The following is a 12,960-nucleotide window of genomic DNA, read 5'->3' on the forward strand; positions in this document are numbered from 1 at the left end:
GGTGATGGTGGTCGAGGGCGCCCAGGTCGTGGTCGGCGACGTGCACCAGTCCGAGGACGAGGTCGGCTACGAGGTGCTGTGCCGCCGCCACCACCACCGCCGCATGACATCGGCCACGGCCCATGCGAGTGCCCTTTCCCCGGACGTTCTCCCGGTCAACCACGCCTGACCGTTCTCCACCATGCCAGTGGCCGTCCCTTGGTCCTTTCCGGGGATGTACGCCTTGTGCACGGCTCGATCCTCCGGCCAAGTGCTCGGAAGGCGCCTGGCGTATTCGCTGGGCAATGCCTCTGAACTGCGCTTCTACGCCTCCCCGACGAAACGTCAGGGGTTCTGTGGGGCTTATATGGGATCAGGTGGCCCCGGGAACGCGGGACGTTGACGCGGGCGTCATCAATCAGGGCTTGTTCCGTCTCTCGTGGCTGGTGAACCACCGGGCGGAGTTCGAGCACCTGGTCCGCGACCGGCTCGGGGTGTTCCGCACTGCTTCGACACCGGCCGGGCCCTGGCCCGGGTCGGCAGCCACCCTCCGGGCCGTTCGCGAGGGGCGGAACACCCGGTCCCCACGGATCGGATGTCCGCGGAGTGTCCCGCCGATTCGCCGGGCGTGCTTCCGGGGTGGCATTGTCAGCCGCGTTGTCCGTTACCGGAGGTGGATGAAGGTGTCGCAGGCAGTGCCGGAGCCGGAGAGGGCCCCAGCTGAAACGGATCCCGTCGGGACGGGTGACGACGCGTTCCCCGTGACTGTGTCCGGGCGGATCAGGCAGGCCATGGACTCGCTCCCGGCCGGTGGCCGACGTATCGGCCGGACCGTTCTGGCGAACTATCCGGCGGCCGGGCTGGAGACCACCGCCGTGCTGGCGAAACGGGCCGGGGTGAGCGGGCCGACGGTGGTGCGGTTCGTCGCACACCTCGGCTTCGCCGGTTATCGGGAGTTCCAGAGTGCCCTGCGCAAGGAGTTGCAGGCCAGGGACGCGTCACCACTCACCCTTCCGAGCCGCTTCACGGACGAGGTGGGGCTGGGGGAGGCGCTGCGCGAGGCCGGCGGGGTGTTCCGGGACGACCTGGACTCCACTTTCTCGCGGCTGCCCGCCTCGGAACTGGAGCGCACGCTCGACCTGCTGACCGACAGCCGGGCGCGCGTCGCGTGCGCGGGCGGGCGGTTCTCGCGGCTGCTCGCGGAGTATCTGGAGCTGCACCTGCGGCAGATGCGTCCCGGTACCCGGCAGGTGACGCCCACAGCCGATATGGCCGCCGCCGACCTGCTCGACGTGGGGCGTCACGACGTCTTCGTCCTGTTCGACCTGCGGCGCTACCAGCAGGAGACCATCGCGCTGGCCCGCGAGGCACGGGCCCGGCGGGCGCGCATCGTGCTGATCACGGACCCCTGGCTGTCACCGGTCGCCGATCTGGCCGACACCGTGCTGTCGGCGCAGGTCCGCTCGCCGAGCCCGTTCGACAGTTACGTGGCGGCGATGGCGCTGGTGGAGGTGATTATCGGCGGTGTCCACCAGCGCCTCGGGGAAGCGGCGACCACGCGGATGCGCACCTTCGAGAACCAGTTGGAAGGCCTGCATCAGCAGGGGGCCGCTGAGATCAGGGCCGGGCGGCCGGCTGCGAGGGGAGCGGGCGGGCGGCGCCGACCGGCCGGGACGACGGCGTCGACGGACACCAATCATGAGTAACAAACAATTCATAACAACGCATTGACATGTGTCGTGAAGCTCTTGTTTCATGCTCGTGATGTCTACTCCCTCTGCCGTCTTCGTCGCGACCTGTGATCTCGCCGCCCAGGTACGAGGTCGCTCAGCGCCGCACTCCGCCCACGACCACATCCTGCGCTCCGGCACCGGATGGGTCCCCGCCAACCTGGGGCTCGACTGTTTCGGCGGGCTGGCGCCCGACGCCCCCTTCGGGTCCACCGGTGATCTGCGCCTGCGGCCCGATCCGGCGACCGGCGCCGATCTGGACAGCGCCTCACCCGACCGCGCCCTGCGGATCTACCTGGCCGATCAGGTACTGCCGGACGGCTCGGACTGGGACGGATGCCCCCGTACGTTCGCCCGCCGTGCGCTGCGCGAGCTGGAGGAGTCGTACGGACTGCGCCTGACCGCCTCGTTCGAGCACGAGTTCGTCCTCAGTGGCGCCGAGGGCACGGCGCCGTTCTCGCTGCGCCGCCACCGCGCCGCCGAGCCGTTCGGCGGCGCGGTACTGGCCGCGCTCACCGAGGCGGGCCTCGAACCGGAGACCTGGCTGCCGGAATTCGGCGTCGACCAGTTCGAGATCACCCTGCGCCCGGCCGAGGGGCTGCGCTCCGCCGACCGCGCCGTCCTGTTGCGGGAGTTCGTCCGGGACATCGCCGCCCGGCACGGCAGGAGGATCACCTTCGCCCCGATGGTGGACGCCGGCGGCACCGGCAGCGGTGTCCACGTTCATCTGTCCCTGCGGGACCGCGCGGACGCACCGGTCATGTACGACGCGGACGCGCCGGGGCGGCTGTCACGCACAGGCCGGCTCTTCGCGTCCGGCGTTGTGCGGCACGCGGCGGCCCTGACCGCCCTGACCGCGCCCTCACCGGCGTCCTTCGTCCGGCTGCGTGAGCACAAATGGAGCGCGTCCGGCGCGTACCTCGGCATCGAGGACCGGGAGGCGCTGCTGCGGGTGTGCCCCACGGTGAGCCTGAACGGCACAGCGCCGGAGGAGCAGTTCAACGTGGAATTCCGGGCGGCCGACGCGACCGCGAACCCCTGGCTCGTGCTCGGCGCGCTGGTCCGGGCGGGGATGGCCGGTCTCGCCGACCCGGGCGCGCCGCCGGTCGCCGGGGACCCGGCGCACGCCGCCGCGCTGCCCGCCACCCCGGCCGAGGCGCTGGCCGCGCTGCTGGACGACACCGTCGCGCGGAACTGGCTGCCCCCACTGCTCCTGGAGACCTTCGTGGCCGTACGCAGGTCCGAGGCCGCCCAGGTCGAAGGCCTCTCCGACCAGGAACTGTGCGACAGGATCGCCGATGTCTACTGACCTTCCGTCCAGCATCCCGTCCGGTCCTGCCGCCATCGCGTCCGGTACTACCGCCGCTCCTTTCGGCGGCCTTCCCGGCGAACCGTCCGGCGCGTTGCCCGGCGGCCGGGCGGGAGCCACCCGTTCCCCCGGGCGGGCCGGTGCCGGGCCGTGGTCCGGGCTGCCGGAACTGGCCGAACTGCCCCTGGCCGACCACCATGTGCACTCCGTGTTCCGCGGCGACCTGGACCGGGCCGCCTTCGAAGAGGCCATCACTGAATCCGGCAGCCCGGCGCCGGCGTGCACCACTCAGTTCGACTCCCAGATCGGCTTCGCCGTCCGCCGCTGGTGCGCCCCGGTCCTGGACCTCGATCCGCACGCACCGCCCGACGAGTATCTCGCCCGGCGGAACCGGCTCGGCCACGCCGAGGTCAACCGCAGGCTGCTGCGCGCGTCCGGCTCCTCGGAGTTCCTGGTGGACACCGGCTTCGGAGCCGACCTGCTGGAGAGCAACGCCCGGATGGCCGTACTCTCCGGCGCGGTCGTCCGTGAGGTGACCCGGCTCGAACCGGTCGCCGAGGAGCTGGCCGCGTCGGGCGTGGGCGCGGGGGAGTTCGCCGACCGGTACGCGACCGCTCTCGCGGAGGCGTCGGCCGGTTCCGTCGGCCTGAAGTCGATCGTCGCCTACCGGGGCGGCCTGGACTTCGACCCGGCGCCCCCGACTCCGCGCGAGGTCGCGGAGGCGGCCGGACAGTGGCTGCGTACCGCCTCCGGTACGGGGCCGAACTCACGGCTCGACCACCCGGTCCTGCTGCGCCACGTGCTCTGGCAGGGCGTGGAACGGGGGCTGCCGATCCAGTTCCACACCGGATACGGCGATGCCGACGTGGATCTGCCGCGCTGCGACCCACTGCACCTGAAGGGGTTCATCGAGCGGGTCGCGCCCCGGGGCACCCCGGTCATGCTGCTGCACTGCTACCCCTTCCACCGGCACGCCGGATTTCTCGCGCAGATCTACCCGCACGTCTACTTCGACGTCGGGCTCGGTGTGAACTACGTCGGGGCCCGCGCGCGGGCGATCCTGGCCGAGTCGCTGGAACTGGCGCCCTTCGCCAAGATTCTCTTCTCCTCCGACGCGTGGGGCCCGGCCGAACTGCACCATCTGGGCGCGCTGTTGTGGCGACGCGGCATGGCGGCGGTGCTGGGCGACTTCGTCGCACGCGATGAATGGAGCCGCGACGAGGCGCTTCGGGTGGCCCGGATGATCGGCCGGTACAACGCCGTCCGTGTCTACGGTCTGGAGGACGTGGCGTGAGCGGGGCCGGCGAGACACGAACCGGGTACGACCGCGCCACGGCGGTCCCCCGGCCCCGGCCACGGGCACACCCCGGGGCCGGCACCCACGGCGACGACGCGTTCGGGACGCACACCGTGCACGACGAGGCGTTCGCGGACGCCGCCCTCTTCGCGGCGCTGGAACGGGAGTTGCCGGCCGCCGTACGGCTGCGCCGCGAGCTGCACGCCGAGCCGCGCGTCTCCGGTGACGAGGGCGACACCCTGGACAGACTCCTGGCAGCGCTGCCGCCGGACGCCGTGGTCGAGCGCCTGCCCGGTCACGCGGCGGTCGCCCGGATCGGCCCGCCGGGACCGGCCGTCGCGCTGCGCGCCGAGCTGGACGCGCTGCCGCTGGCGGAGGAGACCGGGCTGCCGTGGGCCGCACGCAACGGTGCCATGCACGCCTGCGGTCACGACGTCCATATGGCCGCCGTCGCCGCGCTGGCCCGCGCGATGGCCGTGGCCCGGCCGCGCGTACCAGTGGTCGTGGTGTGCCAGCCGCGCGAGGAGACATATCCGTCGGGGGCATTCGACGTCCTCGCCTCGGCGGCCCTGGAGCGCCACGACGTCCGTACGGTCCTCGGCGCGCATGTCCAGCCCACGCTGCCCACCGGGTCCGTGGCCTGCACGGCTGGGGTGGTCAACGCCTCGGCCGACGAGTTCACCGTGACTATGAGCGGTGTCCCCGGGCATGCCGCCTATCCGCACCTCAACCGGGACCCGGTGCTCGCGGCCAGCCAGTTCGTGGTGAGCGCGCAGCAGATCGTCAGCAGGAACGCCGACCCGATGCTTCCCGCAGTGCTGACCGTGGGGTCGATCGACGCGGGCAGCACCGCCAATGCCACCCCGGCCGATGTGGTGGTGCGCGGCACGCTGCGCAGCATGGACGCCGGCCAGCGCACGATGCTGAGTGCGCGGGTGGCCGAGATCGCCGACGGAATCGCCCTGGCCCACGGCTGCCGGGCCAGGACCGAGATCAGCGTCGGGGAACCCGCCCTGGTGAACGACCCCGGACTGGCCGGGGCCACCGCCGGGCGGCTGGCCGGGGCGGGCGTCCAGGTCGTACGGGATCTGCGCTCCTGCGGCGCGGACGACTTCGCGTACTTCTGCCAGGCGCACACCGGGCTGATGCTCTTCGTCGGCACTGGCCCCGGCGGTGAGCAAGCTCCCCGCCTGCACTCCAGCACCTTCGCGCCGCCGGACGGAGCCGTACGGGACGTTGCCATGGCGCTGGCCCACAGCCTGCTGTCGGCCATGACACCGCCGAGCCACACACCCGAACCCGTACCGGAACCCGTACCCGAACCGGAACCGGAACCCGGCGCGGGAGCCGTCCCGGGCCGCGATCCGGAACCGGACTGACCACCGCCCGGCCACACTCACCGCGCCCGGCCACACTCCCGCAGCCACACCCTCGATGTCAGCCCCGCCCATGAACCCCAGGAGTTACGATGTCCCGCAGAAACCGCCTGTCCGGAACCGTCATAGCGCTCTCCTCCCTCGCACTGCTGGCCGCCTGCGGCTCGGGTGACGGCTCCGGTTCCTCCGGTGCCGGCAGCACCTCCGCCTCCTCCTCGACGGCCGAAGCCGGTGTCAAGCAGGACAAGGCACTGCACGACGCGCTGCCCGCCGACGTCCGCAGCAAGGGCACACTCACCGCCGCCATGGTCACCTTCCCGCCGTACGTGACCTACAAGGCGGACGGCACGACCCTCGAAGGCGCCTCGATCGACCTCGCCGCCGCCCTGTCCGACCTGCTGGGGGTCAAGGTCGAGCCGACGATCGTCCCCGACTTCTCCCAGGCCGTCACTGGTATCCAGTCCGGCCGCTACGACTTCGGTCTCGGCCCTTACGCCGACAACGCCGACACCGCGAAGAACTTCGACTTCGTCGACTGGATCCAGGAGTTCGTGGTGTTCGCGGTGCCCAAGGGCAACCCCGGCAAGGTCACCTCCCTGGGCGCCACCTGCGGCCACTCCATAGCCGTGCTCGCGGGCGGCTCGGCGGAGACCGTACTCAAGAAGCAGTCCGGCACCTGCGTCTCGGACGGCGAGAAGGCGGTCGAGATCAAGTCCTTCCAGGACGCCAACAGCGCTGTCCTGGCCGTGCGGTCCGGACGGGCCCAGGCATACTTCTCCTCCCGCGCCAGCCTCGTCTACTTCATAGACCAGACCAAGGGCGCTCTCGAACTGGCCGGCACCGACGGGACCAACGGCTTCGACAACCTGCGCCAGGGCTCGTTCTTCGGCAAGAAGTCCGAGATGACCCAGCCGATCCTGAACAGCCTGAAGAAGCTCCAGTCCGACGGCACACTCTCCACGATCATGAAGAAGTGGAAGCTCGGTGACAACGAGCTGAAGACCATCGGCGTCAACCTCAGCACCACGGGCAACTGACCATGGCCCGAGAACTCACCCCCGGCCCGACCGCGGTCCCGGCGCCCGAAGGCCCCGGGACCGCGGCGGCGGCCACGCGTGCTCCCCGTCCGCCCTGGCGGCCCGGTGCCACCGACGCGGCCGCCGCCGCGCGCCGCCCGCGCCCGGGCCAGTGGACCTCCACCGTCGTCGTCCTGCTGGCCGTGGCCTGGCTGGCGCAGGCCGTCGTCACGAACAAGGCACTGGAATGGTCAGTCGTCGCCGACTACCTGACCTTCCCGTCTGTGCTGCGCGGCCTGGCGATGACCCTGGAACTGACCGTCTTCGCGATGGCCGCCGGCATCCTCGGAGGCGTGCTGCTGGCCCTGATGCGCACCTCGCGCACACGGCTGCTGCGGATCGTCGCCGACGGGTACATCTGGATCTTCCGCGGCACACCCGTGCTGGTGCAGCTCATCCTCTGGTACAACCTCGCCATCTTCGTGCCGACGCTCTCCATCGGCATCCCCTTCGGCCCCGAACTGGTCTCCTGGCAGACCAACGCTCTCATCACCCCGTTCGTGGCCTCGCTGCTCGGACTCGCCCTGAGCGAGGCCGCCTACATGGGCGAGATCATGCGCGCCGGCCTGCTGTCGGTGCCGACCGGACAGCGTGAGGCGGCGCAGACCCTGGGGATCGGCCGCGCCGGGATCTTCACCCGTATCGTGCTCCCGCAGGCGATGCGTTCCATCGTGCCGCCGACCGGCAACCAGGTCATCAACATGCTAAAAGGCACGTCTCTGGTGTCGGTCATCGCGATGGGCGACCTGCTCTACTCGGTACAGGCCATCTATCACCAAAACTTCAAGACCATCCCGCTGCTCGTCGTCGCCTGCATCTGGTACCTCGTGGTGACCAGCGTGCTGTACGTCGGACAGGCCTGGGTCGAGCGCCGCTTCGGAAGAGGGTTCGGCGTATGACGATACGCATGAGCAAGAACGATGGTTCCGCACCTGGAACCGGCCCCGCGCCCGCAGCCGCGTCCGGTCCCGCCGCCGCAGGGGAGTCCGCACCGCTGGTCACCGTCCGCGACCTGCGCAAGCGGTACGGCGACCACACCGTTCTCCAGGGCGTCGACCTCGACGTACACGCCGGCGAGGTCGTGGTGGTCATCGGCCCCTCCGGCAGCGGGAAGTCCACCCTGCTGCGCGCCCTCAACCAGCTCGAAGTCATCGACGGCGGCGAGATCGCGCTGGACGGCGAGGTGCTGGGATTCGAGATCCACCGCGGGGGGCTGCGCCACCGCGGCCACGCGGACGTCACCCGGCAGCGGCGCCAGTTCGGCATGGTGTTCCAGCAGTTCAACCTCTTCCCGCACATGACGGTCATCGAGAACATCACCCACGCGCCGATCCGGGTACGCCGTCTTCCCCGGGCGGACGCGGTCGCCCGCGCCGAGGAGCTGCTGTCCCTGGTCGGCCTCTCCGAGAAGCGGGACGCGTACCCGGCCAGGCTCTCCGGCGGCCAGCAGCAGCGGGTGGCCATCGCCCGCGCGCTGGCCATGGAGCCGCGGGTGATGCTCTTCGACGAACCCACGTCGGCGCTCGACCCGGAGCTGGTGGGCGATGTGCTGAACGTGATGCGCGCGCTCGCCGACGGCGGCCAGACCATGGTGATCGTCACCCACGAGATGGCCTTCGCGCTGGAGGTCGCCGACCGGGTTGTCTTCATGGTCGAGGGCACGGTTGAGCAGACCGGTACCCCCGAGGAGATCCGCCGCTCCGACAATCCGCGGCTGCGTGCCTTCCTCGCGCGCACCCTGCGCACCCCGGCGTCATGACGGTCCCGGCGGACGGCCCCGCTCCGGAACCCCTCAGCCGCGTCCGGACCGGGCCGGCCGGAGCGCCGCTCGCCCCCCGGCTCGCCGCCGTACTGCGCACCCTGGACACAGCCGGCTTCGGGCATCTCCTCTCCGAGGGCGTGCTCACCGGGGTACGCGCCCTCGACTCCGTCAAAGCGCTGATGGTCGGCACCGCGCTCCCCGTACGGATCAGCTGTCCCGACTCCGGGCCCGTACACCTGGCCGTGGACCGGGTACGCCCCGGTGACGTCCTCGTCGTGGACTGCGGGGACGACGACCGGTACGCGAGCGTCGGCTCGGTCATCGCCGCCATGCTGGAGCTGCGCGGCGCCGCGGGGGTCGTGGTGAACGGCGCGGTGACCGACACCGCCCGGTTGCGCGCCGGCCGGCTGCCCGTCTTCAGTCGCGCGGTCTCCCCGCTCACCACCCGGATCACCGGGGCGCCGGGATCGGTGAACCTGCCGCTCACGGTGGCCGGGAGCCGGATCGCGCCGGGCGACATCGTGCTCGGGGACGCGGACGGGGTGCTCGTCATGACCCCGGTGACCGCGGCGGCGCTCGCCCCCCGGGTCGCCGCGAGCGCGGCGGCCGAGCCCGGCTATCTGGCACGGTTCCGCGACGGAGCGCCGCTGTCCGCGATGACGGGCGCGGACCGGGCGGCGGCGCCCACGGCCGCATCCACGCCCGCTTCGGGTTCGTCTTCGGATTCGCCGTACGACCATGCTGTCGGGCCACCGGCCGTGCCCCCTACCGCGTCAGGACATGCCACGACAGCACCGGAAGGAAGCCGCTCATGACCGCTCCCCGCCCGCTACGGGTCGCAGCCTGCCAACTCGGCTCGGGCCAGGACCTCGACACGAATCTCGCCCAGGTGGAACGGGTCCTGGCCGCCGCCGCCGAACGCGGTGCCCGGCTCGCCGTACTCCCCGAGGCGCTGGACTACATGGGCCCCGCCGAGGACGCCGTACCCGAACCCCTCGACAGCCGGGCCTCCAGGTTCATCGCCGACCTCGCCGCCGCACACGGCATGTGGGTGCTCGCGGGATCCGTCCACGAACGGCCGTCCGACGGCGAGGGACTCCCGGCCAACACCGCCCAGCTCTTCGCTCCGGACGGGACACGGGCCGGCACGTACCGCAAGACGCACCTGTTCGACGTCGAACTGGCCGACGGCTTCAGCTACCGCGAGTCGGACACCGTACGACCGGGTGACTCGCTGATGACACACGACATCGACGGGGTCAGTACCGGCACCGCGATCTGTTACGACCTGCGCTTCCCCGAGCTGTTCCGGTTGTACGCGGCAGCCGGCGCGCGGGTCCTGCTGCTGCCCGCCGCGTTCACCGCGCATACCGGGGCCGCGCACTGGGAGATCCTGCTGCGCGCCCGCGCCATCGAGAACCAGTGTTTCGTGGTCGCGGCCGGGCAGTTCGGCCCGTACGCGCCCAACGGCCGCAGCTACGGCCGCAGCATGGTCATCGACCCGTGGGGCACGGTCCTGGCCTGTACCCCCGACCGGCCCGAGGCGGTCGCCGTCGCCGACCTCGACTTCGCCTACCAGGACGAATGCCGCGCCCAGGTGCCCTCCCTGGCCAACCGCCGTGACGACCTCTACGAACTGAGCCTGCGCCATGCCTGAGCAGCCCCCGCCCGCCGATTCCGCCGTTCCGCCGTCCGTCCCGGGGGAAGCCCGCGCCGGGGCACCCCGGCTCGGAGCCTGGCTCGCCAGCGGCAGCCTGACCGCCGCCGAGATCTCCGCCACGTCCGGGGCGGTCTTCACGGTCATCGACGCCGAGCACGGCGCGATCGACGACACCGGGCTCAACGTGATCATCCCGATGCTGAAGTCGCTCGGCCAGGAAGTCCTGGTGAAGGTACGGTCCACAGGCCGTGAGGCGATCCAGCGACCGCTCGACTTCGGCGCGGACGGAGTGATCGTTCCGCATGTGCTTGGGGTGGACCACGCCCGCGAGGTCTGCGGATTCGCGAAGTTCCCACCGCTGGGAGACCGCAGCCTGGCGGCCGAACGAGCCCTGGGTTACGCCTCGTTGAGCCCCGAGTGGATCGCCGCTCAGGATGTGCGGACCCGCTGCTACGCGATGATCGAGGACGCGACCGCGCTGGAGGAGATCGAGGAGATCGTCGCCCTCGACGTCGTGGACGGTGTCTTCCCCGGGCCGTCCGACCTCGCCATCCGCCGGGGGCGCGGCTGCTACAGCCGCTCCGTCGAGGACTTCGCCGACCTGCGCCGTATCGCCGACGCCTGCGCGGCTGTCGGCAAGCCCTGGATCCTGCCCGCCTGGCACCCCGCCGAGCAGGAGTTCGCGATGGCCGAGGGCGCGGCCGGGATCGTCGTCGCCAACGAGTACACCGCGCTGTCACTGGGCTTCACCACCCTGGTGGCGGACGCCCGTACCCGCCTCACCCGGTCAGCTCCCGACGACCCCAGACCTACCGACGCGCCCTGATCACACCGTCACCGGCCGCCGGTCCGAACCTTGATCCACCGGAGCGGCTTGCGGTTGATCTCCTGTTGCGTCCTGAAAGCTGGTCCGGGCTCGCGGGTGGAAGTCCCGTCCGGGCAGACACCGGAGTGCCTGGTAGCAGGTCCCGGTTCGTCGTGGAGACGCGGCGGGCTGAGCGGGACGTCAGAAGCCTCCTTGGAGGGAGCAAGCACGCGGGCCGTAGTGTCAAGCGAACCTTGCAGCCTCGTCAAACCGACAGCGGAGAAGCCGAGCCCGTCATGGGAGGGCGAAGGCCACGTCCCAGGGCCCCGTTCCGGGGTAGCCCTTGGGGTTCTCCCGGGGTATGGAGGGCGGCACGTGTGCACAGTCTGGGCCGGAACAGAAGAGACCCGTCTGGCCACGCCTGGCATCGGGCAAGAGACCGGACGTATGAGTCGATGGTGAAAACGTCCGGAGGGCAGGAGTCCGAGGGGCCGTAGTACCGCTGATCGGCGTGCAATATAACGCGCCGGGAGGGAAGGACCCCCACTTTGATCACGTCCGAGCGAAGGTAAGCGCGAGGGCATGACCGGGACCGCCCGGTCCAACAGAGGAAGTGCCGGGGTGGATCGGGTCCCCCTGGTGTTCGTGGAGAAGGAATACGGAGTCGGGCGGATGCTGCCCGGAAATTCCGAACTGCTGACGAGTACGTGGCGTGGCGACTCCGCAGACTGGTCAAGAAACGCGGACGCAACCTGCGGCACGGGCAGCAGCAGGACTGGACAGAAGAGTGGTTCAACGGGCACGGCCTGTACCAACCGCGTGGCACTATCGGTTATCCGAAATCTGCGTAACCCTGCCAAGAAGATCACCGGTAAGCCGTATGCGGGAAGACCGCACGCACGGATTGAAAGGGAAAGGGGAACCGAGCCCGGAAGGGCACCGCGCCCCGGACTACCCATGAGTATGGAGTCCACAGCCTGGACGCAGTTGCACAACGTCATGAACGCCCGCTCCGAGCGCAGACCGTTCGCCCGCGCCACCCTCCGGAGAATCGGCGGCTTCGCCCGGCCGCACCGCCGCCGTATCATCCAGTTCGTCCTGCTCGGGGTCGCCACCGCGCTGCTCGCGGTCGCGACTCCCGTCCTCGCGGGCCGCGTTGTCGACGCGATCGTGTCCGGCGGTGACGAGCGCCTCGTGGTCCGGCTCGCTCTGCTGATCGCGCTCATCGCCCTCGCCGAAGCCGGCCTCGGCCTCCTCGGCGGTGAAGCGGGTGGAAGCGTCGCGCACGACCGGGATCCGGGCAAGCTGGAGCCCCGTGACCTCTCGACCCCTGCGGACCTCAGCACGGGGGCCACCACAGACGTCGCACCTGCGGCCGGGTAGTACAGGCGGGGCTTGGGGCGGCGGCCGGCCGCGTGAGCATCAGTGCCAGGGGCCACTCGTCGGTTCGGTGGCCCGCGAGCGGGCGACGGCTGGACGGACCACTTCGGCAGGTGGCAGTGAGGCTCACCCCCTCCCGGTCCGGCGGGGGTTCAGGAACCGCACCGGGCGAAGTCAGGCACGCCGGCCGGCGCACCGAAACCCACCGGGCCCGGACCCGGCCGCCCGCTACGAGGCCGATCTGGTACTCCAGCCCCTCATGGAACTTCAGACGCGGGACGGCAGTCCGCATCGCGTCAAACAGCGTGGGCGGCACCTCGTATCGCTCCCCAAGCCGTTGGCGTTTCCGGCCGGTCCACGGTCCTCATGCACAGCAGTGATGACCTGATCGTGAGCGCTGGGCGCCACACAAGCCCAGGTGCTGATCCGCGGCAGGACCGGGACGGGACCCGGTCCGCCCCTGGGACCCTGGGCGTATGCCGAATGCCCAAGAAAGAGCACCCTGGCTCTTCAGATCGAGCACAACCGCTCGGCCCGTGGCCTCCTCGGCATGATATTCACCCGTGACGACCGCGCGGGTGAGGGG

General features: G+C 71.0%; 10 protein-coding genes and 3 pseudogenes. All 13 read left to right on the top strand.

The window, feature by feature from the left end:
* A pseudogene (locus ACIBLA_RS37350) lies at positions 1–169 on the top strand (thymidine kinase); the annotation flags it as partial.
* A gap of 202 nt (positions 170–371) precedes the next feature.
* Positions 372–473, top strand: a pseudogene (locus ACIBLA_RS37355) (transporter); the annotation flags it as partial.
* Between the two features lie 273 nt (positions 474–746).
* Positions 747–1,685, top strand: coding sequence for a MurR/RpiR family transcriptional regulator (locus tag ACIBLA_RS37360; protein ID WP_399201135.1), 939 nt, complete (start codon positions 747–749; stop codon positions 1,683–1,685).
* A gap of 58 nt (positions 1,686–1,743) precedes the next feature.
* Positions 1,744–3,018, top strand: coding sequence for a glutamine synthetase (locus tag ACIBLA_RS37365; RefSeq protein ID WP_399201126.1), 1,275 nt, complete (start codon positions 1,744–1,746; stop codon positions 3,016–3,018).
* Positions 3,008–4,312 (top strand): amidohydrolase family protein, encoded by a 1,305-nt coding sequence (locus tag ACIBLA_RS37370; RefSeq protein WP_399201127.1) that lies wholly within the window; start codon positions 3,008–3,010, stop codon positions 4,310–4,312. The genes ACIBLA_RS37365 and ACIBLA_RS37370 overlap by 11 nt, the downstream gene beginning before the upstream one ends.
* The gene (locus ACIBLA_RS37375; protein ID WP_399201128.1) at positions 4,309–5,694 is read left to right on the top strand and encodes a M20 family metallopeptidase; all 1,386 of its coding nucleotides are present in this window, start codon (positions 4,309–4,311) and stop codon (positions 5,692–5,694) included. The genes ACIBLA_RS37370 and ACIBLA_RS37375 overlap by 4 nt, the downstream gene beginning before the upstream one ends.
* Before the next feature lie 89 nt (positions 5,695–5,783).
* On the top strand, positions 5,784–6,728 hold the full coding sequence (locus tag ACIBLA_RS37380; protein WP_399201129.1) for an ABC transporter substrate-binding protein: 945 nt from the start codon (positions 5,784–5,786) through the stop codon (positions 6,726–6,728).
* A gap of 2 nt (positions 6,729–6,730) precedes the next feature.
* A complete protein-coding gene (locus tag ACIBLA_RS37385) occupies positions 6,731–7,666 on the top strand; it encodes an amino acid ABC transporter permease (protein ID WP_399201130.1) in 936 nt (311 codons plus the stop codon).
* An 8-nt stretch (positions 7,667–7,674) separates the two neighbouring features.
* Positions 7,675–8,526, top strand: coding sequence for an amino acid ABC transporter ATP-binding protein (locus ACIBLA_RS37390; protein ID WP_399201131.1), 852 nt, complete (start codon positions 7,675–7,677; stop codon positions 8,524–8,526).
* Positions 8,523–9,344: an RraA family protein gene (locus tag ACIBLA_RS37395; RefSeq protein ID WP_399201132.1), complete on the top strand. Its 822-nt coding sequence runs from the start codon at positions 8,523–8,525 to the stop codon at positions 9,342–9,344. The genes ACIBLA_RS37390 and ACIBLA_RS37395 overlap by 4 nt, the downstream gene beginning before the upstream one ends.
* Positions 9,341–10,186 carry a carbon-nitrogen hydrolase family protein gene (locus tag ACIBLA_RS37400; protein WP_399201133.1) on the top strand — a complete coding sequence of 282 codons (846 nt, stop codon included), beginning with the start codon at positions 9,341–9,343 and terminating at the stop codon, positions 10,184–10,186. Before ACIBLA_RS37395 ends, ACIBLA_RS37400 begins: the two co-directional genes overlap by 4 nt.
* Positions 10,179–11,015 (top strand): HpcH/HpaI aldolase/citrate lyase family protein, encoded by an 837-nt coding sequence (locus tag ACIBLA_RS37405; protein ID WP_399201134.1) that lies wholly within the window; start codon positions 10,179–10,181, stop codon positions 11,013–11,015. The genes ACIBLA_RS37400 and ACIBLA_RS37405 overlap by 8 nt, the downstream gene beginning before the upstream one ends.
* 936 nt (positions 11,016–11,951) lie before the next feature.
* Positions 11,952–12,251 (top strand): annotated as a pseudogene (locus ACIBLA_RS37410) (ABC transporter ATP-binding protein); the annotation flags it as partial.
* Positions 12,252–12,960 lie beyond the last annotated feature (709 nt).

Origin of the sequence: Streptomyces sp. NPDC050433, assembly GCF_044458565.1 — a bacterium.
Lineage (GTDB): Bacteria > Actinomycetota > Actinomycetes > Streptomycetales > Streptomycetaceae > Streptomyces.

Excerpts from the sequence above, each read along its gene's own strand:
- ACIBLA_RS37365 (WP_399201126.1), top strand. The coding sequence starts at position 1,744 with ATGTCTACTCCCTCTGCCGTCTTCGTCGCGACCTGTGATCTCGCCGCC.
- ACIBLA_RS37370 (WP_399201127.1), top strand. The coding sequence starts at position 3,008 with ATGTCTACTGACCTTCCGTCCAGCATCCCGTCCGGTCCTGCCGCCATC.
- ACIBLA_RS37380 (WP_399201129.1), top strand. The coding sequence starts at position 5,784 with ATGTCCCGCAGAAACCGCCTGTCCGGAACCGTCATAGCGCTCTCCTCC.
- ACIBLA_RS37385 (WP_399201130.1), top strand. The coding sequence starts at position 6,731 with ATGGCCCGAGAACTCACCCCCGGCCCGACCGCGGTCCCGGCGCCCGAA.
- ACIBLA_RS37390 (WP_399201131.1), top strand. The coding sequence starts at position 7,675 with ATGAGCAAGAACGATGGTTCCGCACCTGGAACCGGCCCCGCGCCCGCA.
- ACIBLA_RS37395 (WP_399201132.1), top strand. The coding sequence starts at position 8,523 with ATGACGGTCCCGGCGGACGGCCCCGCTCCGGAACCCCTCAGCCGCGTC.
- ACIBLA_RS37400 (WP_399201133.1), top strand. The coding sequence starts at position 9,341 with ATGACCGCTCCCCGCCCGCTACGGGTCGCAGCCTGCCAACTCGGCTCG.
- ACIBLA_RS37405 (WP_399201134.1), top strand. The coding sequence starts at position 10,179 with ATGCCTGAGCAGCCCCCGCCCGCCGATTCCGCCGTTCCGCCGTCCGTC.